This window comes from Ruegeria sp. HKCCD7221, assembly GCF_013031225.1.
Lineage (GTDB): Bacteria > Pseudomonadota > Alphaproteobacteria > Rhodobacterales > Rhodobacteraceae > Ruegeria.
Window position 1 is genome coordinate 152,749 of record NZ_WPZE01000004.1, and the last position, 22,498, is coordinate 175,246.

Here is a 22,498-nt window from a genome sequence, read left to right on the forward strand (position 1 = left end):
TTGCCCTGTTGCGGCCTTATCCGGTCGCAGTTCACCCAATTGTTGAAAATGTGGCTTGGAACTTAGGCAAGAATTAGGCGCAAAAGAACCAATTGTTGGGAATTGGGCGACGATGTCGCCCAATTCAAAAGATTATTCAGAGATGTCTGTCGCGTCTACATCAGTGATGTAGCTCAGGTTGGTCGCGCTCTCGACATACTCGCGATAGATGACTTCTGCGTACTTGCCATCCAACAGCTGAGGTGCGCGATCAACAAAGCCTGAAACCTCTGTAACCGTACGCCGGTTGCGGCGGTCTCTGTTCGGCGTGTCGATCAAGGGTCGAGTTTTACCAAAGGAAACAACGGCTTCCAGTCGCGACCGCGAGATGCCCTGACGTGTCAGGAAGGCAACCGCTGCGTCTGCACGACGCTGGCCGAGGCTTTGGTTGTAGGACTGGGATCCAACAGCATCCGTATGACCGTAAACGCGGAAGCGCGCTTCGGGGAACTGTTTGATCCAGTCTGCCTGCCGCAGCAGGATGCGCTGTGCGCTGGCATCCAACTGCGCGCTGTCAAAGGCAAAGTTGATCTGCGTCGGAACTTCGGCTGCGAACCTACGGCCCAGGATTTGGGCATATGTCAATTCGCCAGTCATGACTTGCGAATTGTTCAGAGTCGCATTTCCGAACGCACCTTGGTCAACTTCATATCCGGCCTCACGCGTACATGCGGCGACAGCGACCGAAAGACCCAGTGTGATGATCCACTTCTGCATTGGTCCTATCCTCCTTATCATTCCAGCACGTAGCCGTATGAGCTACCGAAGTCTTGCTTGGCGACTTCAGACGCACCACCGGAACCCAGACGTTCGGTTCTTGCGGTCCGGCCGTTGATGAACAGATCGAACTCGCTTGGCGGTTTGACCCGATCCGTCGGCAGAGCAAGAGCTTCACCGCGAGTCGGCGACACCAGGTGTGCGGTTACGATGACGACCAGTTCGGTTTGCTGACGCTGATACTCGGCGCTGCGGAACAGGGCCCCAAGAACGGGGACGTCGCCCAGCCATGGCACCTGGTTGTTCAGGTCCGCAAAGTCGTCTTGGATCAGGCCCGCGATTGCAAAGCTTTCACCGTCGCGCAGTTCGACCGTTGTTTTGGTCCGACGTGCAACGAACGAAGGAACATTGTTACCTGCAATCGTAAAGTCCGAGTTATTGTCGATACTTGAAACAGATGTGCCCATCTCAAGGTTGATCAGATCACCGTCCACAACGCGCGGAGTAAAGATAATCTGAACACCGAAGGCCCGATACTCGATCGCGATGTTGCCGTCATCGGCAGGGACCGGAATTGGTACTTCGCCACCCGCGAGGAACTCAGCTTCCTGCCCGGACAGGGCAGACAGGTTGGGTTCCGCCAAGCTGCGCGCCAGGCCCTTTGCCTCAAGTGCTTCCAACAACAGGCGAACTTGCGTCGAACCGGCACCAAAACCGAACAGGATCGCGCCTGTGTTGGTCTGAGACACCGGAATGTTGTTGTTGATCGCGTTTTGTAGCGACAAAGCGTTGTTCAAGGTGTTGAAACCACCCGTTACGTCGCTACCGCCAAAGCCCAGCGATGCTGTAAGGCTTTTTGCGATCGAACGGCTCATTTCGGCGAAGCGTACCTTCAGCATGACCTGCTGAACGCCGCCAACCGACATCAGGTTCGAAACACGCTCGGGTGCGTAGCGCTCTGCCAGTTCCAGTGCCCGGGCCAGTTTGGCCGAGCTGGAAACAGTGCCAGACAGCACGATCCCGTCATTTGCCGTGCGGACCTCGATCGGTTCGCTTGGCAGGATCTGCCGCAGACGCTCTTTAAACTCCGAAACGTCCGGAGATACGCGGACGCGAACGTTGGCAAGCAAGTTGCCCGCCCCGTCAAACAGCGTCAGGGTGGTCAAGCCGGGGGCTTTACCCAAAACATAAATCGTGCGGTCCGAAAGCGACGAAATATCAGCAATGCCGGCGTTGGCGATGCTGAGTTCGGCAAACGGTTCCTCACTCTCTACGACAATGGCGCGGTTCATCGGGACATCGAGCGTTTCCGCCGTACCCTTCTTAACCACGCGCAAACTTTGAGCCCAGGCGGCATCGCCGACGGAACTCATTACAAGCGCCAACCCCAAAAGGGTCGCGCTAATCCAAGATTGTATTTTCATGTGACCTGCCTCTCCGATCACGCCTCGTTGTAGGTCTAGTGCCTTATGCCAGTTAACACTGCGCGACTTGTGAATTTATTGCAATAATCAATGGTTTCTGGAATTTTCCTTATGTGGATAATGCGCAACATCCAAAATAACACAAGCCGCGCAAGATGCGCGGCTTGTACGTCTAAATCGCTGATTTGGCGTCAGTTTGTGCAGGGAATCACTGTTTTCACGATCTCTCCTCCGCGCCGGGTATTTACCGTGCAAACTTCTTCCTGGACTTGCACCGGAGCAGGGGCGGCTTCTTTGATTCCCAACAGCTTTCTCTGGTCCACTTCAACCGCGCTTGCGACGGTTTCGTCCTGAACTCCTACCAGTGCCAGAGACAGTCGACCTGTGTTCTGCGCCTGTGCCAGGGCAGCAATTTGTTCAGGCGTCGCCGCGACCGTGACGGTGCGCGCGATGGTTGCACCTGTTAGGTCGGAGCCTGCCTTTTGGTCAACCGCGATAAGTTCAATGTTGGTTTGAATCAGCCGCGTGATTTCACCGCTGTTGCCAGCGATTGCACCACTCACCGATCCCGTCCAGTAAACGTCGACATTGTCACCCGGACGCAGGAAACCCGATACACCCGATGCAACATCAACACTGATTGCAAAAGCGCGTTTCCCTTTTTCAATACGCGAAGTCAGGCCAGCCGATTCTCCGGGCTTAGTCACCTTGACTTCCATCAGGGCTTCGTCTTTTTCCATTGCTCTCAGGACAAAGCGGTCGCCTTTTTTGTCTTCGGGAAACAATTCCGCCAATCCCAAAAAGGTGCCTTCGGGAATCGCATCTTCGGGCCATTGCACAACGCGAATGTCTTCCTCGGTCAGGCGCTCGCCGTATTTCAGCGCGCGGTTCGAGACCAAGACGTCAATTGTTGTGATTGTCTTTACATTCGCAAGCGCGTCCTGCGCGGCGCGCTTCTCTTTTTCAAGTTCAGCCTGAGTTTTGGAGATGTAGTCTTGTGCCAAATAGACTGCGCCACCGGCCAGAGCCACCCCGATAATCAGGACTAGTCCAAATACTGCACGCATTCGCGTCCCCTCGCTTATTCTGTTTACTCATGACGTCGCAACGAATGCGCGTCAGCTCATCCCTCGCTAATCGTGAATTGTGTCGAAAAGGGGGACAATCCTTGATTTTTTTTGCGTCCGTGGATTTTCGGTCGATCCAGTCAAACGTTACTCGGATGCGGGTATCTGAAAACTGGGGTCTCGCACCTCGGCGCCTCTGAGCGCATTGCCGGTTTGATTGTCCACGTGTTGAATGGATGGAGAAAGGTTTACGAAGATAATTGCGCCAAAGCCGACCAGACCCGCCGTCAAAAGAACCCAGTCGGCGGTGATGGCCCCATCTTCACCAAATAGATATTTTGCGATTCTGTTCATTTTTCAATCCAGCTTTTTGAGATAAAAAAAGGGTCGCAATCTGACGAACGCGACCCCTCTTAAAATGCTGTTCGGGCTATTAGTTGCTTGCTGCGCCGCCAATTGCCGGAACGCTTACGGATACACCCGACAGAGCCGTGTCGATTTCGCCGGCCAGGTCCGAAGTACCTGCGCCAACCTGGGTGTAAGCAACGGCTGCCAGGCCAACGATAGCTGCGGTCAGAACGACCCAGTCAACTGTTACGGCGCCGTCTTCGTCTTTGCGGAAGTTCTTGATGAACTTGATCATGTTACGTCCCTCCTAAAGGATCAAAATAGTCTGTTAAACCTCGGCGTCTTACAGAGCTTCGTCTCTCAGTCCGCTCTTGACCGTCTCGGTATGGCATTATGTTTGACTGGCGTGCGTGGCAGGAATTGGGCCAAAACCATTTTTTTTTCGCCGAATGTTAACTTTCCGGTAATTTTTTTGTCAAGCTACTGAAATATAAAGATAAAAAATGCGAAATTAGTTGAGGCGACCCATTCGCCCGATGCAAAATTGCGCCAAATGAGGCGAAAATGCCCCAATTCCGGTGGTTTTTCTGGTTTTGGGGCCGGTTCTGGGGTTCAAATCAATCAAAAGATAAATGCATGAGGCGGGCAAAATGAATCTCAGGGACGCAATATTCTGCGTCGGTGTTGTGGCTGCGTTGTTTTTCAGCCCTGCACCTGTTGTTGCGCAATCCGTAGAACCAAGAGGCGTATATAAACGAGTCAAAGCGCCAAAGCCGGGTACGCGCCCTAAGATCACGGTTCAAATCTCGCCCGAGGAACATGCCACAGCGCCTTTCGCCCCAAGTACTGGAACCGAGATCGCTGTTCCCGAGATTATTGCGCGGACTCGCGTTGCGCCCCCTAGCCTGCCGGGAGGGGCCGAAAAGCCCACCGGTTCCTACAAAGAGTTCTGGGAAAAGATTTCGCCCGACTTGGCGCGATCTGGCGCGGGACGCCTGGATGAGGCGATAAACGCACTGGCTGCGATCAATGTCGCCTCGCCCCGATTGCAGACGCTTCAGAACATTGCGCAGCAGCAGGGCATTGAGATTCTTCGCTCCACCGTCGGCACGAATGTCTCACCCGCCTTGGTGCTGGCTGTGATTTCCGTGGAATCCGCGGGCCGTTCGGATGCGGTCAGTTCCGCCGGGGCGCAGGGCCTGATGCAATTGATGCCTGCGACGGCCAGACGGTTTGGCGTGAAAGACAGCTTCCACCCGGGCCAGAATATCTCTGGCGGTGTGAAATACCTGAACTGGTTGATGGAAGAGTTCGGGAACGATCCCATCCTCGTTCTTGCCGGATACAACGCCGGTGAAGGCGCGGTACGCAAACACGGTGGGGTTCCACCTTATTCCGAGACGCGCAATTACGTTCCCAAAGTCCTGGCCGCGTTTCAGATAGCACGGGCTTTGTGTTCCACACCGCCTGAGCTGATCTCGGACGGTTGCGTGTTCCAGACGCAGAACTAAAAAAGGCCCGCCGTTCTGGTGGGCCTTTTCTGTGATGCTTGTCAGTTGACGATGGTTGCTTCGGTGGCGCTTCGAATTTCGTCTTCGGTAACGCCCTCGGCGGTCTCGACGATCTTTAGCCCACCGTCCACGACATCCAGAACGCCCAGATTGGTGATAATTCGGTTCACCACCTTTTTGCCGGTCAGGGGCAGGGTGCATTTCTTCAGCAGCTTGGACTTGCCGTGTTTGTTGGTGTGATCCATCACCACGATCACCCGGCCAACGCCGGCCACAAGGTCCATCGCGCCGCCCATGCCTTTGACCAATACGCCGGGGATCATCCAGTTGGCCAGATCGCCCTCTTCGTCAACCTCCATCGCGCCCAGCACGGCAGCGGCGATTTTGCCACCCCGGATCATGCCAAAGGATGTGGCGCTGTCGAAATAGGAGGTGCGGGACAGCTCGGTGATCGTCTGCTTGCCTGCGTTGATCAGGTCGGGGTCTTCTTCGCCCTCGAACGGGAAGGGGCCCATGCCCAGCATGCCATTTTCCGATTGCAGAGTGATGTCCTTGTCACCCACATAGTTCGCCACCAGCGTCGGAATTCCGATCCCGAGGTTTACATACATGCCGTCTTCCAGCTCTTGCGCTGCGCGGGCGGCCATCTGATTTCGGTCCCAAGGCATTATGCGTCCTCCTTCTTGCGGGTGGTGCGCTGTTCGATGCGCTTTTCGTGGCTACCCTGAATGATGCGGTGCACATAGATGCCGGGCAGGTGGATGGCGTCGGGGTCCAAGGAACCACGTGGGACAATCTCTTCAACTTCGGCCACGCAGATCTTGCCGCAAGTCGCGGCGGGGACGTTAAAGTTACGCGCAGTCTTGCGGAAGATCAGGTTGCCGGTGTCGTCGGCCTTCCACGCCTTGACGATCGCGAGGTCGGCAAAGATGCCTTCCTCCATAATATAAGTCTCGCCGTTGAAGTCTTTGTGCTCTTTACCTTCGGCGATCACGGTGCCTACGCCGGTCTTGGTGTAGAAACCGGGGATACCAGCGCCGCCGGCGCGCATACGCTCAGCCAGAGTGCCCTGCGGGTTGAACTCTAGCTCAAGCTCTCCGGCCAGGTACTGACGCATGAACTCGGCGTTTTCGCCAACGTAAGAGCTGATCATTTTCTTGACCTGCTTGGTTTGCAGCAGGATACCGATGCCGAAATCATCAACACCCGCGTTGTTTGACGCAAATGTCAGGTCCTGAGCGCCGGACTCTTTAATTGCTTCCAACAGAAGCTCGGGAATGCCGCACAGGCCAAACCCGCCCGCCGCAATCAGCATGCCATCCGACAACACGCCATCAAGCGCATCGGTGGCATTGGCATAGACTTTTTTCATGAAGAAACTCCCCCAATGACATGGTGATGGGCAGGTTGTGCCGCCACGTCACGGGGAAGTCAACGAATCCAAGGGGGTGGTGGTATTTCTACCTATGAGGCTGCCTTTTTGGTCGTCTTCTTGGCCGTTGCCTTCTTCTTCGGCGCGGCTTTCTTTTTAGTGCCTTTCTTGGCGGCGCGCTCGTTGACCAGTTCGATGGCCATTTCCTGCGTCACGTCCTCGGGCTTGATGTCCTTGGGAATGGTTGCATTAACCTTTTCCCATTTCACATATGGCCCATAGCGCCCGTCCAGCACTTGCATTGCCCCGCCATCGGGGTGATCGCCCAGTTCCTTGAGCGGATTTGCCGCCGCGCGCCGTCCGCGCCCCGGGTTTGCGCGTTTCTCGGCCAGCAATTCGACTGCGCGGTTCATCCCGATCTCGAACACATCGTTCGGGTCCTTGAGATTGGCATAAACCGGCTTCGCCTCGTCCGGCAGTTGGTGCATGATATATGGCCCGAAACGTCCGAAATTCGTGCTGATCATGCCGCCATCGGGGTGTTCGCCGATCTGGCGAGGCAAAGACAACAGTGTCAGCGCCTTGTCCAGATCCATGTCATCCTTGCTCCACCCACGGGGGAGGGACGCACGGGGGGGCTTTTTGTTCTCGGGCGTGGGTTCGCCGCGCTGTACATAAGGACCAAACCGACCGGATTTCAGCCAGATCTCATCGCCTGCATCTTCACCCAGCAGGCGCTCATCGCCCTCGGCCCCTTCGCCCGCGATGGGGCGGGTATAGGTGCATTCCGGATAGTTGCCGCAGCCCACAAACCCGCCTGTGCGCGAGGTTTTCAGGTGCAGCTGACCTACACCGCATTTCGGGCAGACACGGGGATCAGAGCCGTCTTCACGAGGTGGATAAAGCTGCGGGGCCAGCGCCTCGTCCAGCTTGTCCAGCACTTCGGAAATGCGCAGTTCCGATGTCTCACCAATCGCGGCTGAAAAATCGCGCCAGAACTTGCCCAGCAGGTCTTTGTAGTCACGCTCGCCCGCGCTGACATCGTCCAGCTCACCTTCCAGATTGGCGGTGAATTCGTATCCCACATACTGCCGGAAAAAATTCAGCAAAAAGATCGTGACGATCCGGCCTTTTTCCTCGGGGATCAGCCGGTTCTTGTCCTTGCGCACATATTCGCGGTCCTGAATCGTGGTCACGATGCTGGCATAGGTGGAGGGGCGCCCGATCCCCAGTTCTTCCATTCGTTTGACCAGGGTGGCCTCAGTATAGCGCGGGGGGGGCTGCGTGTGATGTTGCAGGGCCAGAACCGCTTCGTTTTCAGACAGAACCGCTGCTTTGTCCTCGGCCTTGGCGAGCTGATCCTTGAGCGAGGTCTTAGAGAACCGCGCCGGATCGCCCTGCGTGATCTGTGGCAAGCGCTTGTCGTCGTCATCCGCTACGTCGTCGCGGCCTTCCTCATAGACGCGCATGAACCCGTCAAACATCACGACCTGACCGGTTGCGCGCAGGCCGACCTGACCATCATCGCTGCCGATCTCAACGGTGGTCCGCTCCAGCCGGGCAGCGGCCATCTGGCAGGCGATGGTGCGCTTCCAGATCAGATCATACAGCTTTCGCTGATCCTCATCCGTCACCTTCAAATCGTTGGCGTCGCGCGACATGTCGGTAGGGCGGATACATTCGTGCGCTTCCTGCGCGTTCTTGGCCTTATTCTTGTAAATGCGGGGGCTGTCAGGCACATATTCCGCGCCATAGCGGTCGGTGATGGTATCGCGGGTGGCGGCCACAGCCTCGGGGGCCATGTCGATGCCATCGGTCCGCATATAGGTAATGTAGCCCGCCTCATACAGCCGCTGCGCCACTTGCATTGCGTGGCGCGCGCCCATGCCGAATTTGCGACTGGCTTCCTGCTGCAGGGTCGAGGTCATGAACGGAGCGCTGGGGTTGCGCGCCGCAGGCTTCGCCTCGACCGAGGTCACGGTAAGAGCGCGGCTGGTGATTGCCTGAACGGCCAGTTCGGCCTGCGTGGCGTTCTTCAGGTCGTGCTTATCCAGTTTATTCCCGGCCAGAGTGACCAGACGCGCCTCATAGGTCTGACCACGCGGCGTTTCGAACAGCGCTTTGACCGACCAGTATTCAACCGGTTTGAACGCCTCGATCTCCATCTCGCGCTCGACGATCAGACGCAAACAGACGGATTGCACACGCCCCGCCGATTTCGCACCGGGCAGCTTACGCCACAGGACGGGGGACAGGTTGAAGCCCACCAAGTAATCCAGTGCGCGACGGGCCAGATAAGCCTCGACCAAAGGCATATCGACCTGACGGGGGTTCTGCATCGCTTCGGTCACGGCGTCCTTGGTGATCGCGTTGAAGGTCACGCGGCTGACCGGCGTGTCCTTTTTGATCGAGCGGCGCTTGGTCAGCGCCTCTTGCAGGTGCCAACTGATCGCCTCGCCTTCACGATCAGGGTCAGTGGCGAGGATCAGGGCGTTGTCCTCTTTCAGCGCGTCGGCGATCGCTTTGACATGCTTGCGGCTGTCATTGCCAACCTCCCATTTCATGTCGAATTCGTGGTCAGGATCGACAGATCCGTCCTTGGGCGGCAGGTCACGCACGTGACCATAAGACGCCAGAACCGTGTAGTCATCGCCAAGATATTTGTTGATCGTTTTGGCCTTGGCAGGGGATTCTACAACAACTACAGGCATTTAAGGGAAAACCTCGCTCGACGAATTTGGCGCCTTCTATGATGGTGCAAAATGTGGAGGGCAAGAGCGAATTGTCAATGCGTTCCTTTTGCCAAAGCGATTTGGCGGTGATTTCAAAGTGATACGGGTAGAACAATGGCGCATTCGTTCGATCAGGCCGATAACGATAGAAGTCCGCCGGGTTGTCTTTGGATGCGCCCGTCCAATTCCAGATCTACCAGCACCGGGCCGATTTCTCCGGCAGTGGCCGCAATATCGCGGATCAGTTGATCTTCGGCAATCGGGGACGGCCCGAGGCGCGTCAGGATCGCCGCGTGCAGCGATTCTACGTTAGCTTCAGAATTGTCTGTTCGGGGGGGCTGTTCGGCTTGCACGGGTGAAGGTATTTCACGTTTGGGCAGCGCTTCGACAACGTCTTCCGCCGAGCGTACCAGAGTCGCGCCGTCGCGGATCAGCAGGTTGCACCCCGCGGCACGGGCGTCAAAGGGGTGGCCGGGCACGGCCAGAACTTCGCGCCCCTGATCCAATGCGTCGCGCGCAGTGATCAGGCTGCCGGACTTGGCCGCGGCCTCGACCACCACAACCGCCTGTGAAAGGCCCGAGATGATCCGGTTGCGGCGCGGGAAATGACGGGCCTGAGGCGTCACGCCCATCGGTTGTTCCGACACCCGCAATCCGTTTTCGGCGATTTTATGGGCCAGATCGGTGTTTTCTGACGGATAGATCACGTCGACCCCTCCGGCCATGACAGCCACAGTGCCAACGTCCAGCGCCGCGATATGGGCCGCCGTGTCGATCCCGCGGGCAAGACCGGAGACAATCACATATCCATGCTTGCCCAGATCGGTAGCCAGCCCGCGCGCCATGCGCGCACCCAACGATGAACAATTACGTGCGCCGACCATTGCAACCGATGGGTTTTGCAGCAGTGATACATCACCGACTGCCCACAACATCGGCGGTGCATCATTCAGGTCATTCAAAGCGGTCGGGAAGTCAGCGGCCCCAAGGCACAAAAGCCGCGCGTTGGCGGCTTTTGCGGCCTTGAGTTCCGCCTCAATCACACCGGGCGGGCAGATTTCATACCCTTTTATTCCGGCAGCGCGCGCCATTTCAGGCAGCGCGGCCAGCGCATTCTGCGCCGAGCCATGTTCCCGCAGCAGTCGACGAAACGTCGCTGGACCAACCTTGCGCGAGCGCAACAGACGAAGCCAGGAAAACCGATCCTCTTCCGTGGTGGGTGGGAGTGTGGGGTGATTGGAAGAAAGCTGCTCCTCGGTCATCCGTTGCTCCGCCTGATTGCAGAACTGGTTTACGGCTGGAGTGGTTAACAGCTTCTGAATCCGTTCAAATTTTTCTGGTATTTTTGTAGGTTGAACTAGTGTTTTCGCGTAACAATCTGAAAATCAATGGAAAATATAAACGCGTCGCAAGCGTGGCCTGAGCGCCACTGGACAGCGCAAGCAGGAATCGAGGCGCAGTATTAACCCTGCGCCCCACAAAATTCGTCGCGATTCTAGTTTATGCCGCCGATCCGCCGACAGTCAGGCCGTCCATCAGAACAGTCGGCTGCCCGACGCCGACTGGCACCCATTGGCCGTCCTTGCCACATGTGCCCATGCCAGGATCTAGCGCCATGTCGTTGCCCAGCCCGCGGATACGCTTCAGGGCAGACGGGCCGTCCCCAATCAAGGTCGCGCCTTTGACCGGCGCACCGATCTTACCATTTTCGACCCGGTAGGCCTCGGTGCAGGAAAAGACGAATTTGCCGTTGGTGATATCCACCTGCCCGCCACCAAAGCCGACAGCCCAGATACCGTCCTTGATATCGGCCACCAGCGATGCGGGGTCCGCGTCGCCGCCCAGCATGACGGTGTTGGTCATACGCGGCATCGGTTTATGGGCATAGCTTTGTCGGCGGCCATTTCCGGTGGGCGCAACCCCCATCAAGCGCGCATTCTGGCGGTCCTGCATGTAACCAGTCAGGATACCGTCCTCGATCAGAACGGTGCGCGAGCTTGGCGTACCCTCGTCATCGACCGAGATCGAGCCGCGACGGTCCGGGATAGTGCCGTCATCCACCACGGTCACGCCTTTGGAGGCGATCTGCTGACCCATCAACCCTGCAAAGGCCGAGCTGCCCTTGCGGTTGAAATCCCCCTCTAACCCGTGTCCGATGGCTTCGTGCAGCAGAATACCGGGCCAGCCGGGGCCAAGCGCGACCTCCATCACACCCGCGGGCGCTGGGATGGCGTCCAGATTGACCAGTGCGATCCGCAGCGCCTCTTGTGCCTTGTCCTGCCAGTCGGAAGGGTCGATCAGCCCGTCCAGCCCCACACGACCGCCCCCGCCCGCCGAACCGCTTTCGCGCCGGCCATTCTGCTCGACGATCACCGATATGTTCAGGCGGGTCATCGGGCGTACGTCACCGACGATCACGCCATCTGGGCGTAGAATCTCGACCTCTTGCACCGCAGCCGCAATCGTGGCGCTGACCTGAACGACACGGGAATCAAGATCACGGGCGAAGGCATCAATCTCGCGCAGGGTCTCGATCTTGACCGGGAAACTGGCGGATTCGATCGGGTCCTCGTCTGTATAAAGGCGTGTATTGGTGGCGCGTGGCGCTCTGGCCAAGGTGCCGCCACCATCGCCGACGGCCAGGCGCGTTGTCTCTGCAGCACGTTTCAGCGCCGGGATCGAGACGTCGGTGGAATGTGCATAACCCGCCACCTCGCCCTGAACCGCGCGCAGGCCGAACCCTTCGGAGGCATCGTAAGACGCAGTGCGCAAACGCCCGTCGTCAAAGACCAGAGCTTCTGATTTTCGGCGTTCCACAAACAACTCTCCGTCCTCGGCCCCGGCGGTGGCAGATTGCAAAACCGCAAGCGCTTCGTCGTGGGGAAGGGCGCTTTCAAAGGGGCGAAACGGGTCATTCGTCATGGGTGGGACCTTTCGAGTTTGATCCAGATCAAAAATAGCGTCTGTTTGACGCAAGCATTTTGCTTTATCTACCACCCGGAATATGGTTTTTAACGCTGCCAAAGACAACGGGAGAGGTGCGACCGATTCACACCTTTTCGCCAGGGACGCAAAGATCAAACGATCAGGACAGAAAATGAAGAATGCTTTGATGCTTTCGGGGCTCATGACAGCCCTCTCCAGCCTGCCTGCCATGGCTCAGGAGCTTGAAATTATTGGCAAGCCGGTTGATGGCGGTTTGGGTTTCCAACCCGCAGCCACCAGCCTGGCCGAGGGGATTCACCGGCTGGACGGAATGATTTTGGTGATCATCACCGCTATCTGCCTGTTGGTTGCCGGACTGCTGGTCTACTGCATCGTGCGCTACAATAGCCGCGTAAACCCGACGCCGGCGCGATTCTCTCATTACACCCCAGTTGAGATCGCTTGGACCTTGGGCCCGATCCTGATTCTGGTCTTCATCGGCGCCTTCTCACTTCCGGTTCTGTTCAAGCAGCAGGAAATTCCCGAAGGTGACGTGGTTATCAAAGTCGTCGGCAACCAGTGGTACTGGACCTACGAATACGTTGACCATGACTTTGCCTTCGACAGCTATCTGCTGGGCCACCCGGCCACTTTGGACGAGGGTGCGCGCCCGGCTGACGCAGATGTCACGCCGTTCGTTCTGGATGATGCGATGCGGGCCAAGCTTGCAGATTCCGGCTATGGTGAAGACGAGTGGCTGCTGGCCACGGACACTGCCGTCGTTGTTCCGGTTGGCAAGATCGTTGTGATGCAGGTGACCGCGTCAGACGTGATCCATTCATGGACCATCCCGTCCTTCGGGGTAAAGCAGGACGGTGTTCCCGGTCGTCTGGCCGAGCTTTGGTTCCAGGCCGACAAAGAGGGCGTCTATTTCGGCCAGTGTTCGGAACTGTGCGGCAAGGACCACGCCTATATGCCGATCACCGTCAAAGTGGTTAGCGAAGAGGCCTATGAGGAATGGCTACAGGGTGCTCTGGAAGAGTACGCGGGTCAGCCAGCCTCGTATCAGGTTGCCTCGAACTAAGCCGCAAACGGCCTAGATTGAAACAAGCAGGCTGCGCGGGGATCGCGCAGCTTTTGCCCCAAAAGGACCGGACATGAGCGACGCAAGCATCAATGCCAGCCAAGTGACCGCCACGGCGCACGCGGATGAGGCCAGCTTTGGCGACTATTTCGCTTTGCTGAAGCCACGTGTGATGTCTTTGGTGGTGTTCACGGCTTTGGTGGGGCTGGTGGCGGCGCCGGTATCGGTGCATCCGTTCGTCGGTTTCTGTGCAATCCTGTTCATCGCTATCGGTGGCGGCGCGTCTGGCGCGCTGAACATGTGGTGGGATGCGGATATCGACCGGGTGATGAAACGCACCAAGGGCCGCCCGATTCCGGCTGGAAAAGTGCAGGAACGCGAGGCGTTGTCGCTGGGGCTGGCGCTGTCGGGCCTGTCCGTCATTATGCTGGGGCTGGCAACCAATTGGTTCGCAGGGGCATTCCTTGCGTTCACGATCTTCTTTTATGTTGTCGTCTATACGATGTGGCTGAAGCGCTTGACGCCCCAGAACATCGTAATTGGTGGCGCAGCAGGGGCGTTCCCGCCGGTAATCGGCTGGGTTGCTGCCACGGGCTCGATGTCGATCGAACCGTGGCTTATGTTCGCTCTGACCTTCATGTGGACGCCGCCGCATTTCTGGGCCCTGGCCTTGTTCATGCGCTCGGACTATGACGATGCCGGTGTGCCGATGCTGACCGTAACGCATGGTCGCCGTGCAACCCGTTGGCACATTCTGATCTATACCGCGCTTCTGGCGACGCTGGCCGTTGGAACGGCGTTTTCGGGCATTGGTGGCCCGATCTATCTGACCGTAGCCGTTGTGATGAATGCCTTGTTCCTGCGGGGCGCATGGGCAATCGCGCGTCGGACCGAAGACGACTCGGAAGCTGATAACTTCAAGGTTGAGCGGAGCTTCTTCAAGTTATCGCTGCTGTACCTTTTCCTGCATTTCGGTGCGATTCTGGTTGAGGCATTGCTGAGACCCTATGGTCTGGGAGGCTGGTCATGAGCTTGCGAAAAAGCCATGAACTGCATCAGCGCCGGTTCAGCCGCAATTTGGGTGTTGGCCTGACGTTGGCCGCGTTTATCGTGATCATCTTCGGTCTGACGATCGTCAAAGTCTCGGGCACCGACTTCAATATGGCCACGCAAGAGGTGCAGAACTGATGGCGCTGTCAGGTCCTCAGAAGACTGTTGCGCAGACCGTTGGCGTGGTGATCCTGATGGGAAGCCTCGCATGGGCTGCGGTGCCGTTTTATGACTGGTTCTGCCGCGTCACCGGGTTTGGCGGCACGACTGGTGTGGCCGAGGCCGCGCCCGAGGACATTCTCGACCGTACTGTCACCGTCCGCTTTGATGCGTCCAAAGCCAAAGATATGGCGTGGGAATTCAAACCGGTCGAGCGCGAGATGGAAGTGCGCATCGGCGAGACCGGGTTGGCCTTTTATGAGGCATATAATCCGACCGATCGCCCGATTGCGGGGCAGGCGTCTTACAATGTCGCGCCGTATTCTGCGGGTGGCTATTTCCAGAAAATCGCTTGTTTCTGCTTTGAGGAACAGGTGCTTGAACCCGGCGAGCGGGTTCAGATGCCGGTAAGCTTTTTCGTCGACCCTGAAATGGTCGAGGATCTGGAAGCGAAATATGTGCATACGATCACTCTGTCGTATACATTCTACGAAATTGACCTGCCCGAGGGCTATGCCGCCCTAGATGCGCAGGCTGATACAACAACGAACTAATGCCTTTAGGTGAGGGACGCTGATGGCACACGCTAAAAACCATGATTATCACATTCTGGCCCCGTCGATCTGGCCGCTGATCGGCGCGATCGGTGGTTTTGTGATGCTTTTCGGAGCCGTCCTGTGGATGCACGGCGTTACGTCGTTCATGTTCTGGATGGGTCTGGTGGCCGTTCTTTACACCATGTTTGCCTGGTGGTCCGAAGTGGTGGCTGAAAGCCGCGCCGGGGATCACACGCCGGTTGTGCGTATTGGCCTGCGCTATGGCTTCATCCTGTTCGTAATGTCCGAGGTGATGTTCTTCTTTGCCTGGTTCTGGTCGTTCTTCAAACATCGTATGTATCCGATGTACGACTATGCCGGCACCGAATACATTCAGCCGGATATCCACGCGGTTGATCCGTTCCACCTGCCGCTGATCAACACTCTGGTCCTGCTGCTGTCGGGTTGCGCGATTACTTGGGCGCACCACGCGTTGGTACATGACAATGATCGCAAGGCTTTGATCAATGGCCTAGCGATCGGCATTGTACTGGGTATCGCATTTACCTTCCTGCAAGCGTTTGAATACTATGAACTGCTGGCCCATGAAGGCTGGGAATTCGGCGGCGATCAGTTCTACTCGAACTTCTTCATGGCAACTGGTTTCCATGGCGCGCATGTCATCATCGGGACGATCTTCCTGACGGTCTGTTTGATCCGTGCCCTTCGCGGTGACTTTACCCCAAAAAAGCACGTGGGTTTCGAGGCTGCCGCTTGGTACTGGCACTTCGTTGACGTTGTCTGGCTGTTCCTGTTCTTCGCTGTCTACATCTGGGGACAAGCCCCATTGATGTGACGCTGATCAGGTGAACCAAATGCAAAAGCCGCCCGTTGGGGCGGCTTTTTCCTTACTTGGACGCAAGATTGCGCCCCACACAATTGCGCGGTTGCAATCGGGACCGCTCCGCCCTTAACAAGACGCCGGTTTCTGCAATAAGGTCACGACCCCGCCATGCGCCGCATTTTGTTCCTGCTGATCTTTGGTGTCGCCGGTCTGGGCGTGCTGATCTCGCTGGGCATCTGGCAGATGCAGCGGCTTGCCTGGAAAGAGGGTGTTCTGGCTGAAATCGACGCACGCATCGCGGCAGAACCCGTGAGCCTTCCGCAGACCATTTCAGCAGATGCTGACAAATACCTGCCAGTCACGATTTCGGGTGATATGGAGCCGGGGGAAATCCACGTTCTTGTCTCGGTCAAACAGGTCGGGGCGGGGTATCGGATTATCCAGTCGTTCAGCACGCAGGACCGAACTATTATGGTGGATCGCGGTTTTGTGCCGACCACCGAGAAACAGGCCGAACGCCAGAATGGGCCAATGACCGTGACCGGCAACCTGCACTGGCCGGAAGAGATCGACAGTTATACACCCGAAGCCGATATCGACGCGAACATCTGGTTCGCGCGCGACGTGCCCAATCTGGCCGCTGCGCTTGGGGCAGAGCCGATACTGTTGATCGCCCGATCGGAAACCGATCCCGGCATAACGCCCTTGCCAGTGGATACGGCGGGCATCCCGAACGATCATCTGCAATACGCAATCACATGGTTTGGTCTGGCTCTGGTCTGGGCCGCGATGACTGGTTATTTCCTGTGGCGCAACCGCGCCCCTGCAAAGAGTGAAACGCAATGAAATACATCTCGACCCGTGGCCAAGCGCCGGAACTGACCTTTGAAGAGGCGATGCTGACTGGATTGGCCCGCGACGGTGGCCTGTACCTGCCCGCCGAGATTCCGGTGATGAGCCATAATGAGATCGCGGCATTGGCCGGTCTGCCCTATGAAGAAATCGCGTTCCGCGTGATGTGGCCCTATGTCAGCGGCTCGTTCTCGGAAGATGAGTTCAAAGACATCATCGAGCGTGCCTATGAAGGCTTCGGTCACGACGCCCGCGCGCCGTTGAAACAGTTGAACGAAAACCACTTTCTGCTGGAATTGTTCCACGGGCCGACACTGGCCTTCAAGGACTTCGCCATGCAACTGATCGGTCAGTTGTTCCAAGTGGCCCTGAAACGGCGCAATGACCGCGTGACCATCGTGGGCGCGACCAGTGGTGATACCGGCTCAGCCGCGATTGAGGCGTTCCGGGGGCTGGACGCTGTGGACGTGTTCATCCTGTTCCCGCATGGCCGTGTGTCCGAGGTGCAGCGCCGTCAAATGACCACGCCTGCCGACAGCAATGTTCATGCGCTGGCTGTGGATGGTGACTTCGACGATTGTCAGGCGGCGCTGAAGGATATGTTCAACGATTTCGACTTCCGCGACGGGGTGAAACTGGCTGGGGTGAACTCGATCAACTTTGCGCGGGTACTGGCGCAGATCGTCTATTACTTCTCGGCCGCCGTCAGCCTTGGCGCGCCGCATCGCAAGGTCAGCTTTACCGTGCCCACCGGCAATTTCGGCGACATCTTTGCGGGCTATCTGGCCAAACGTATGGGCCTGCCCATCGACCGTCTGGTGGTGGCGACGAACCAGAACGACATCCTGCATCGCTGTCTCTCGGGTGAGGGGTATTTCAAAGGCGACACCATCCCTTCGATTAGCCCGTCGATGGATATTCAGGTCAGCTCGAACTTTGAACGGGCGCTGTACTATGCCTATGGCGAGGACGGCAGCGCCGTGGCACAATTGATGGATGAACTGAAGACTGGCGGCTTTAACATCAGCCAAGGCGCAATGGAGGCGCTGCGCGAAAGCTTTGACTCTGGCCGTGTGTCCGAGGATGAAACGCTTGAGACCATCAAGCAGACGCTGACCCATAGCGCTGAGCTGGTCTGCCCGCACTCGGCCATTGGTATCAAGGTCGGTGAGGAGCATCGCAAGGCAGAGGTTCCGATGATCACTTTGGCCACCGCACATCCGGCGAAATTCCCGGCGGCGGTCGAGAAGGCGAGCGGGGTACATCCGCCTCTTCCATCCCGCATGTCTGATCTGTATGAACGTCCGGAACGGGTAACGCGGATTGCCAATGATCTGGGTGCCCTCGAGGATCATATCAAAGGGCATATCGCCGAGTGACTGTCAGACAAGACCAGCTGAAGAACGGATTTCGGATCGTCAGTGAACATATGCCGGGGCTGCAATCTGCGGCCATCGGCATCTGGGTGACCGCCGGTGGGCGGCATGAGCGGATCGAACAGAACGGCATCGCGCATTTCCTTGAACATATGGCGTTCAAGGGAACCGAGCGGCGTTCCGCGCTGCAAATCGCCGAAGCGATCGAGGATGTGGGCGGATATATCAACGCCTATACCTCGCGCGAGGTGACGGCCTATTACGCGCGTGTTCTGAAAGATGACGTGGCGCTGGCCATGGACGTGATCGGCGACATCGTTCTGAACCCGGTTTTCGACCCGCGCGAGATCGAGGTTGAGCGCGGCGTGATCCTGCAGGAAATCGGTCAGGCATATGACACGCCCGACGATGTGATTTTCGACTGGCTGCAAGAGCAGAGCTATCACGACCAGCCTTTAGGCCGCACCATTCTGGGGCCGACCGAGCGGGTCTCTGCGTTTTCGCGTGAGGATCTGTCCGGTTTTGTGTCCGAGCACTATGGGCCGGAACAGATGATCTTGTCGGCGGCTGGTGCGGTGGACCACGACGCGTTGATGAAAATGGCCGAAGAGATGTTCGGCCATCTGCATCCGCGCAAAGGTTTGATTGCCGAAGCAGCCCGGTTTACAGGCGGGGAAGCCCGACAGCAAAAGGATTTGGAACAAGCCCATTTCGCGCTGGCTTTTGAAAGCCCGGGCTACCGTGATGATGCGATCTATACGGCCCAGATTTACTCGACAGCGCTGGGGGGTGGCATGTCCTCGCGGCTGTTTCAGGAAGTCCGAGAGACTCGGGGCCTGTGCTACACGATTTTCGCGCAGACCGGAGCCTATGCTGATACCGGGACCACGACGATTTATGCCGGAACTTCGGCTGATCAGGTTGGCGAACTGGCGACTATCACCATCGACGAGATGAAGCGCGCCGCCGATGACATGAACCCCGAAGAAGTTGCCCGTGCCCGCGCACAGATGAAGGCCGGAATGCTGATGGGGTTGGAAAGCCCATCGAACCGGGCCGAGCGATTGGCGCGGCTGGTCCAGATTTGGGGCGACGTGCCGCCGCTTGAAGAAACAATCGCTAAAATTGACGCTGTCAGCACCGTCGACGTTCGCGATTTTGCTGAACGTCTCGCGATCAGTGCTCCGGCCGCGCTGGCCTTGTACGGCCCGGTATCCGGCGCGCCAACGCTGGCAGAATTGCAGGAGAGGCGTGCGGCGTGATGCTGTTGGGCCGACGTAAGCTGAAACTTGAGACAGCGCGTCTTAGTCTGCGCCCGCCGGTTCATTCCGATTTCAACGATTGGGCCGCGCTGCGGCGGGCCTCGAAAGAGTTCCTGACGCCGTGGGAACCGATCTGGGCCAAGGATCACCTTAGCCGCAAGTCCTTCACCAACCGGGTCTATTGGGCGCAGCGCTCGGTCGCGAGTGGGACGGCGATACCGTTGTTTCTGTTCCGGCGCGAGGATGATGTGCTGGTGGGTGCGATCACGCTGGACAACATCCGCCGCGGACCGGCACAGGCGGGGACGCTGGGCTATTGGACCGGGCAGGCTTATGCGCGCAATGGCTATATGCGCGAGGCGATTGGCGCGGTCGTGCACCATGCGTTTACCCGACTTGACCTGAGCCGGATCGAGGCAGCGTGTTTGCCCGAAAACAAACCTTCGCGCGGGTTGTTGGAGCGGTCGGCGTTCAAATATGAGGGCGTGGCGCAGTCCTATTTACAGATAAACGGGCGGTGGCGGACGCATGTGTTGTACGCCTGTCTGCGCTCGGATCGGCGCGGCAAGACGGACGCTGGGTAGGGCACAGCCAAGGCGTCGAATGCACTTTTGGCTGGTACCATCCCGTATTTGTCAGCGTGAGCCCAATTCACTTACGCCCTCGGGCATTTTCCACCGGCTATGCGATGAGTGCGCAACGAACCTAGTGGCGTTCAGGATAGATGGAAGCGGCGGACAGCTCATAGGCTATTGCCGCGACAACGGTCTGTTTTGGGCCGGAAGCGACCAATTCATCAAGGCGTGCCAATGACGGGCACGCGCGGCAAGAAGGCTGGATATTCACCACTCAAAAACGTTACTCGGCTTCAAAAACCATCTCACCTTCGACAAACGTCTTTAGTATTTGCGCCTCACTGACCTCCGTGATTGGTATTTCAAAGAGGTTGCGGTCAAGCACAATAAAATCGGCAAGCTTGCCGATTTCAATTGAGCCAAGCTCCTCATCGGCGAAATCCAAGTATGCAGAATTGTCTCGACGCTCGCGTCGGGCGATGTCTCAGCCTATGTGGGCGCGTCAGATGTGAACATGTTCCACCCGGTAACGGATGTATCCGGTCTGAACCGTGTGTCGCGCAAACTGCTGGGCAACGCGGCGCACGCGCTAGCCGGTATGATGGCCAATGAGGTGCCCGAGGCCACGGATGACCGCCCCGCTCTGGTTCTGTCGATGTTCGGTGTCACGACCCCAGCCGTTCAGGCCATCACTGAAGGGTTGTCCGACGATTACGATTGCCTCGTCTTCCACGCTACCGGCAGCGGTGGACGGTCGATGGAACAACTGGTCGATCAGGGCGACGTGGAGGGCGTGCTGGATATCACGACGACCGAGATTTGCGACTTGATCGTAGGCGGTTTCCTCAGCGCGGGTGAGGAGCGTCTCGACAGCATTGCGCGTAGCAAACTGCCTTATGTCGGCTCGTGCGGGGCGTTGGACATGGCGAATTTCTGGTCCCCCGACTCGGTGCCCGCGCAATTCAAAGGCCGCAACTTTTATCATCACAACGCGCAGGTCACGCTGATGCGCTCGACCCCCGAGGAATGCGCCCAAATCGGTGTATGGATCGGCAACAAGCTGAACGCCTGTGAGGGGCCGGTGCGCTTCCTGCTGCCTCTGCGTGGGGTCTCGGCGCTGGATATCGAAGGTGGTGCTTTCTACGATCCAGCGGCAAATGAGGCACTGTTCCAGGCGCTGCGCGACACGGTGGTCCAGGCACCTGACCGGCAACTTGTCGAGCTGGATCTGCATATCAACGATCCCGCCTTTGCCGAGGCCGCGATCAGCAATTTCAACGAAATTTACAACCGGAAGGACAATTGAGATGGCAGTCACAGGACGCGCAGAAATCCTTGGCCGCCTGCGGGCCAAAATCGCAGCAGATCAGGTCATTGTCGGAGGCGGTGCAGGTACTGGCCTATCCGCCAAATGTGAAGAGGCCGGCGGCATCGACCTGATCGTCATCTACAACTCGGGCCGTTATCGCATGGCCGGTCGCGGGTCGCTGGCGGGGTACATGTCTTACGGGAACGCCAATGAAATCGTGGTCGACATGGGGCGTGAGGTGCTGCCCGTTGTGAAAAACACGCCGGTCTTGGCGGGTGTGAACGCCACCGACCCGTTCTGTTTGATGGATAAGTTTCTGGACGATCTGGGGGCAATGGGGTTCGCGGGCGTGCAGAACTTTCCCACCGTCGGCATCATTGACGGCCGCTTCCGGCGCGAACTTGAGGCTACGGGCATGTCCTATGACATGGAGGTCGAGATGATCGCCAAGGCGCGTGAGCGCGATCTGCTGACCACGCCCTACGTGTTCAGTGCAGACAACGCCGCCGAGATGGCCAAGGCGGGCGCGGATGTGATCGTGGCGCATTTCGGCCTGACCACAGGCGGATCAATCGGGGCAGGCGACAGCGCACCCGATATTGAAGAATGTGCGCGGCTTTACGACGAATGGGCCGCAGCGGCGCGGACCTATCGCGATGACCTGATCTTTATCTGCCATGGCGGTCCGTTGGCCGAGCCGGAGGACGCACAGAGATTCCTTGACCTCTGCCCGGATTGCCACGGTTTTTACGGTGCATCATCAATGGAACGTCTGCCGACCGAACGGGCGATCACAGCCCAGACCGCCGAGTTCGGCAACCTGCGGCGGGGTGCGGAACGCTCCAAAGGAGTCGCTTGACGACAAAGCCACAAGGTTCAGAAGTATTTCGAAACCAAAACACTACCGGAGAATTGGGATGATCGGAAAATTCATGCTGTCGGCGGAGACACCGCAGGAAACGCTTGATTGGGGCAAGTTGAAATGGATGAGCAATCCGCCCGCAACAGGTGCAGGGCAACTCACTGTGATTGAAGTCAGCCTTGCGCCGGGGCATGGCCACGATTTTCACAAGCACCCCGATCAGGAAGAGGTTATCTATTGCGTCGCAGGCAAGGTCGAGCAGTGGCTTGGTGAGGAAAAGCGCGAGATGGGACCGGGGGATTCGGTTTTTATCGGCGCAGATGTGGTCCACGCCACTTTTAACATTGGTGATCATGATGCAACGCTTCTGGCCATTTTGGGACCATGCGTCGGAGAAATGGGGTACGAGATCGAAGACGTCGCGGATCAAGCGCCTTGGAACGGTCTGCGGTAA

The 22,498-nt window shown here is 57.7% G+C and carries 24 protein-coding genes; 13 read left to right on the forward strand and 11 right to left on the reverse strand.

The window, feature by feature from the left end; all coding sequences use genetic code 11:
- Nucleotides 1-132: 132 nt before the first annotated feature.
- From GOX73_RS11845 to GOX73_RS11865, 5 genes are all read right to left on the reverse strand, one after another.
- Nucleotides 133-756, reverse strand: coding sequence for an OmpA family protein (locus GOX73_RS11845; RefSeq protein WP_171121855.1), 624 nt, complete (start codon nucleotides 754-756; stop codon nucleotides 133-135).
- Between the two features lie 17 nt (nucleotides 757-773).
- Entirely contained in the window at nucleotides 774-2,180 is a 1,407-nt protein-coding gene (locus tag GOX73_RS11850) for a type II and III secretion system protein family protein (protein WP_171121856.1), read from the reverse strand.
- A 191-nt stretch (nucleotides 2,181-2,371) separates the two neighbouring features.
- Nucleotides 2,372-3,247, reverse strand: a complete 876-nt coding sequence (cpaB, locus tag GOX73_RS11855; RefSeq protein ID WP_171121857.1) for a Flp pilus assembly protein CpaB — start codon at nucleotides 3,245-3,247, stop codon at nucleotides 2,372-2,374.
- A gap of 147 nt (nucleotides 3,248-3,394) precedes the next feature.
- Complete coding sequence (locus GOX73_RS11860; protein ID WP_171125691.1) at nucleotides 3,395-3,601, reverse strand: hypothetical protein; 207 nt, start codon at nucleotides 3,599-3,601, stop codon at nucleotides 3,395-3,397.
- Nucleotides 3,602-3,680: 79 nt separating this feature from the next.
- A complete protein-coding gene (locus GOX73_RS11865; protein WP_171121859.1) occupies nucleotides 3,681-3,890 on the reverse strand; it encodes a Flp family type IVb pilin in 210 nt (69 codons plus the stop codon).
- Nucleotides 3,891-4,245: 355 nt separating this feature from the next.
- On the opposite strand from GOX73_RS11865, the gene GOX73_RS11870 reads away from it, so the two are divergent.
- Nucleotides 4,246-5,106 (forward strand): lytic transglycosylase domain-containing protein, encoded by an 861-nt coding sequence (locus GOX73_RS11870; protein ID WP_171121860.1) that lies wholly within the window; start codon nucleotides 4,246-4,248, stop codon nucleotides 5,104-5,106.
- Nucleotides 5,107-5,147: 41 nt separating this feature from the next.
- On the opposite strand, the gene GOX73_RS11875 is transcribed toward GOX73_RS11870, so the two are convergent.
- The 5 genes from GOX73_RS11875 to tldD all read right to left on the reverse strand — a co-directional run bounded on the left by GOX73_RS11875 (nucleotide 5,148) and on the right by tldD (nucleotide 12,132).
- The gene (locus tag GOX73_RS11875; protein WP_171121861.1) at nucleotides 5,148-5,774 is read right to left on the reverse strand and encodes a CoA transferase subunit B; all 627 of its coding nucleotides are present in this window, start codon (nucleotides 5,772-5,774) and stop codon (nucleotides 5,148-5,150) included.
- Nucleotides 5,774-6,478 carry a CoA transferase subunit A gene (locus tag GOX73_RS11880; RefSeq protein WP_171121862.1) on the reverse strand — a complete coding sequence of 235 codons (705 nt, stop codon included), beginning with the start codon at nucleotides 6,476-6,478 and terminating at the stop codon, nucleotides 5,774-5,776. Before GOX73_RS11880 ends, GOX73_RS11875 begins: the two co-directional genes overlap by 1 nt.
- 92 nt (nucleotides 6,479-6,570) lie before the next feature.
- Complete coding sequence (topA, locus tag GOX73_RS11885) at nucleotides 6,571-9,189, reverse strand: type I DNA topoisomerase (RefSeq protein WP_171134904.1); 2,619 nt, start codon at nucleotides 9,187-9,189, stop codon at nucleotides 6,571-6,573.
- 152 nt (nucleotides 9,190-9,341) lie between these two features.
- A complete protein-coding gene (dprA, locus tag GOX73_RS11890; RefSeq protein WP_171134905.1) occupies nucleotides 9,342-10,472 on the reverse strand; it encodes a DNA-processing protein DprA in 1,131 nt (376 codons plus the stop codon).
- A 238-nt stretch (nucleotides 10,473-10,710) separates the two neighbouring features.
- Nucleotides 10,711-12,132: a metalloprotease TldD gene (gene tldD / locus GOX73_RS11895; RefSeq protein WP_171125685.1), complete on the reverse strand. Its 1,422-nt coding sequence runs from the start codon at nucleotides 12,130-12,132 to the stop codon at nucleotides 10,711-10,713.
- Nucleotides 12,133-12,307: 175 nt separating this feature from the next.
- On the opposite strand from tldD, the gene coxB reads away from it, so the two are divergent.
- From coxB to GOX73_RS11940, 9 genes are all read left to right on the forward strand, one after another.
- Nucleotides 12,308-13,219: a cytochrome c oxidase subunit II gene (gene coxB, locus GOX73_RS11900; RefSeq protein ID WP_171121865.1), complete on the forward strand. Its 912-nt coding sequence runs from the start codon at nucleotides 12,308-12,310 to the stop codon at nucleotides 13,217-13,219.
- A gap of 73 nt (nucleotides 13,220-13,292) precedes the next feature.
- Complete coding sequence (gene cyoE / locus GOX73_RS11905; RefSeq protein WP_171125683.1) at nucleotides 13,293-14,249, forward strand: heme o synthase; 957 nt, start codon at nucleotides 13,293-13,295, stop codon at nucleotides 14,247-14,249.
- Nucleotides 14,246-14,407 carry a hypothetical protein gene (locus tag GOX73_RS11910; RefSeq protein ID WP_162896804.1) on the forward strand — a complete coding sequence of 54 codons (162 nt, stop codon included), beginning with the start codon at nucleotides 14,246-14,248 and terminating at the stop codon, nucleotides 14,405-14,407. The genes cyoE and GOX73_RS11910 overlap by 4 nt, the downstream gene beginning before the upstream one ends.
- A complete protein-coding gene (locus GOX73_RS11915; RefSeq protein ID WP_171125681.1) occupies nucleotides 14,407-14,982 on the forward strand; it encodes a cytochrome c oxidase assembly protein in 576 nt (191 codons plus the stop codon). The genes GOX73_RS11910 and GOX73_RS11915 overlap by 1 nt, the downstream gene beginning before the upstream one ends.
- Nucleotides 14,983-15,004: 22 nt before the next feature.
- Nucleotides 15,005-15,820 carry a cytochrome c oxidase subunit 3 gene (locus GOX73_RS11920; RefSeq protein WP_171125679.1) on the forward strand — a complete coding sequence of 272 codons (816 nt, stop codon included), beginning with the start codon at nucleotides 15,005-15,007 and terminating at the stop codon, nucleotides 15,818-15,820.
- Nucleotides 15,821-15,976: 156 nt separating this feature from the next.
- On the forward strand, nucleotides 15,977-16,654 hold the full coding sequence (locus tag GOX73_RS11925; RefSeq protein WP_171125677.1) for an SURF1 family protein: 678 nt from the start codon (nucleotides 15,977-15,979) through the stop codon (nucleotides 16,652-16,654).
- Nucleotides 16,651-18,039, forward strand: a complete 1,389-nt coding sequence (gene thrC / locus GOX73_RS11930) for a threonine synthase (protein ID WP_171125674.1) — start codon at nucleotides 16,651-16,653, stop codon at nucleotides 18,037-18,039. The genes GOX73_RS11925 and thrC overlap by 4 nt, the downstream gene beginning before the upstream one ends.
- Nucleotides 18,036-19,298, forward strand: a complete 1,263-nt coding sequence (locus GOX73_RS11935) for a pitrilysin family protein (protein ID WP_171121871.1) — start codon at nucleotides 18,036-18,038, stop codon at nucleotides 19,296-19,298. Before thrC ends, GOX73_RS11935 begins: the two co-directional genes overlap by 4 nt.
- Nucleotides 19,298-19,882 (forward strand): GNAT family N-acetyltransferase, encoded by a 585-nt coding sequence (locus GOX73_RS11940; protein ID WP_171121872.1) that lies wholly within the window; start codon nucleotides 19,298-19,300, stop codon nucleotides 19,880-19,882. Before GOX73_RS11935 ends, GOX73_RS11940 begins: the two co-directional genes overlap by 1 nt.
- Nucleotides 19,883-20,156: 274 nt before the next feature.
- On the opposite strand, the gene GOX73_RS11945 is transcribed toward GOX73_RS11940, so the two are convergent.
- Entirely contained in the window at nucleotides 20,157-20,318 is a 162-nt protein-coding gene (locus GOX73_RS11945; protein WP_171125672.1) for an amidohydrolase family protein, read from the reverse strand.
- A 9-nt stretch (nucleotides 20,319-20,327) separates the two neighbouring features.
- On the opposite strand from GOX73_RS11945, the gene GOX73_RS11950 reads away from it, so the two are divergent.
- Genes GOX73_RS11950 through GOX73_RS11960 form a run of 3 tightly spaced genes read left to right on the forward strand, consistent with a single transcriptional unit; the run spans nucleotide 20,328 to nucleotide 22,498 of the window.
- A complete protein-coding gene (locus GOX73_RS11950; protein ID WP_371808597.1) occupies nucleotides 20,328-21,179 on the forward strand; it encodes a Tm-1-like ATP-binding domain-containing protein in 852 nt (283 codons plus the stop codon).
- Between the two features lies 1 nt (nucleotide 21,180).
- Complete coding sequence (locus GOX73_RS11955) at nucleotides 21,181-22,041, forward strand: phosphoenolpyruvate hydrolase family protein (RefSeq protein ID WP_171125670.1); 861 nt, start codon at nucleotides 21,181-21,183, stop codon at nucleotides 22,039-22,041.
- Between the two features lie 58 nt (nucleotides 22,042-22,099).
- Complete coding sequence (locus GOX73_RS11960) at nucleotides 22,100-22,498, forward strand: cupin domain-containing protein (protein ID WP_171125668.1); 399 nt, start codon at nucleotides 22,100-22,102, stop codon at nucleotides 22,496-22,498.

Coding starts and splice junctions, on each gene's coding strand:
- GOX73_RS11845 (WP_171121855.1), bottom strand. CDS start 756: ATGCAGAAGTGGATCATCACACTGGGTCTTTCGGTCGCTGTCGCCGCA.
- GOX73_RS11850 (WP_171121856.1), bottom strand. CDS start 2,180: ATGAAAATACAATCTTGGATTAGCGCGACCCTTTTGGGGTTGGCGCTT.
- cpaB (WP_171121857.1), bottom strand. CDS start 3,247: ATGCGTGCAGTATTTGGACTAGTCCTGATTATCGGGGTGGCTCTGGCC.
- GOX73_RS11860 (WP_171125691.1), bottom strand. CDS start 3,601: ATGAACAGAATCGCAAAATATCTATTTGGTGAAGATGGGGCCATCACC.
- GOX73_RS11865 (WP_171121859.1), bottom strand. CDS start 3,890: ATGATCAAGTTCATCAAGAACTTCCGCAAAGACGAAGACGGCGCCGTA.
- GOX73_RS11870 (WP_171121860.1), top strand. CDS start 4,246: ATGAATCTCAGGGACGCAATATTCTGCGTCGGTGTTGTGGCTGCGTTG.
- GOX73_RS11875 (WP_171121861.1), bottom strand. CDS start 5,774: ATGCCTTGGGACCGAAATCAGATGGCCGCCCGCGCAGCGCAAGAGCTG.
- GOX73_RS11880 (WP_171121862.1), bottom strand. CDS start 6,478: ATGAAAAAAGTCTATGCCAATGCCACCGATGCGCTTGATGGCGTGTTG.
- topA (WP_171134904.1), bottom strand. CDS start 9,189: ATGCCTGTAGTTGTTGTAGAATCCCCTGCCAAGGCCAAAACGATCAAC.
- dprA (WP_171134905.1), bottom strand. CDS start 10,472: ATGACCGAGGAGCAGCTTTCTTCCAATCACCCCACACTCCCACCCACC.
- tldD (WP_171125685.1), bottom strand. CDS start 12,132: ATGACGAATGACCCGTTTCGCCCCTTTGAAAGCGCCCTTCCCCACGAC.
- coxB (WP_171121865.1), top strand. CDS start 12,308: ATGAAGAATGCTTTGATGCTTTCGGGGCTCATGACAGCCCTCTCCAGC.
- cyoE (WP_171125683.1), top strand. CDS start 13,293: ATGAGCGACGCAAGCATCAATGCCAGCCAAGTGACCGCCACGGCGCAC.
- GOX73_RS11910 (WP_162896804.1), top strand. CDS start 14,246: ATGAGCTTGCGAAAAAGCCATGAACTGCATCAGCGCCGGTTCAGCCGC.
- GOX73_RS11915 (WP_171125681.1), top strand. CDS start 14,407: ATGGCGCTGTCAGGTCCTCAGAAGACTGTTGCGCAGACCGTTGGCGTG.
- GOX73_RS11920 (WP_171125679.1), top strand. CDS start 15,005: ATGGCACACGCTAAAAACCATGATTATCACATTCTGGCCCCGTCGATC.
- GOX73_RS11925 (WP_171125677.1), top strand. CDS start 15,977: ATGCGCCGCATTTTGTTCCTGCTGATCTTTGGTGTCGCCGGTCTGGGC.
- thrC (WP_171125674.1), top strand. CDS start 16,651: ATGAAATACATCTCGACCCGTGGCCAAGCGCCGGAACTGACCTTTGAA.
- GOX73_RS11940 (WP_171121872.1), top strand. CDS start 19,298: ATGCTGTTGGGCCGACGTAAGCTGAAACTTGAGACAGCGCGTCTTAGT.
- GOX73_RS11955 (WP_171125670.1), top strand. CDS start 21,181: ATGGCAGTCACAGGACGCGCAGAAATCCTTGGCCGCCTGCGGGCCAAA.
- GOX73_RS11960 (WP_171125668.1), top strand. CDS start 22,100: ATGATCGGAAAATTCATGCTGTCGGCGGAGACACCGCAGGAAACGCTT.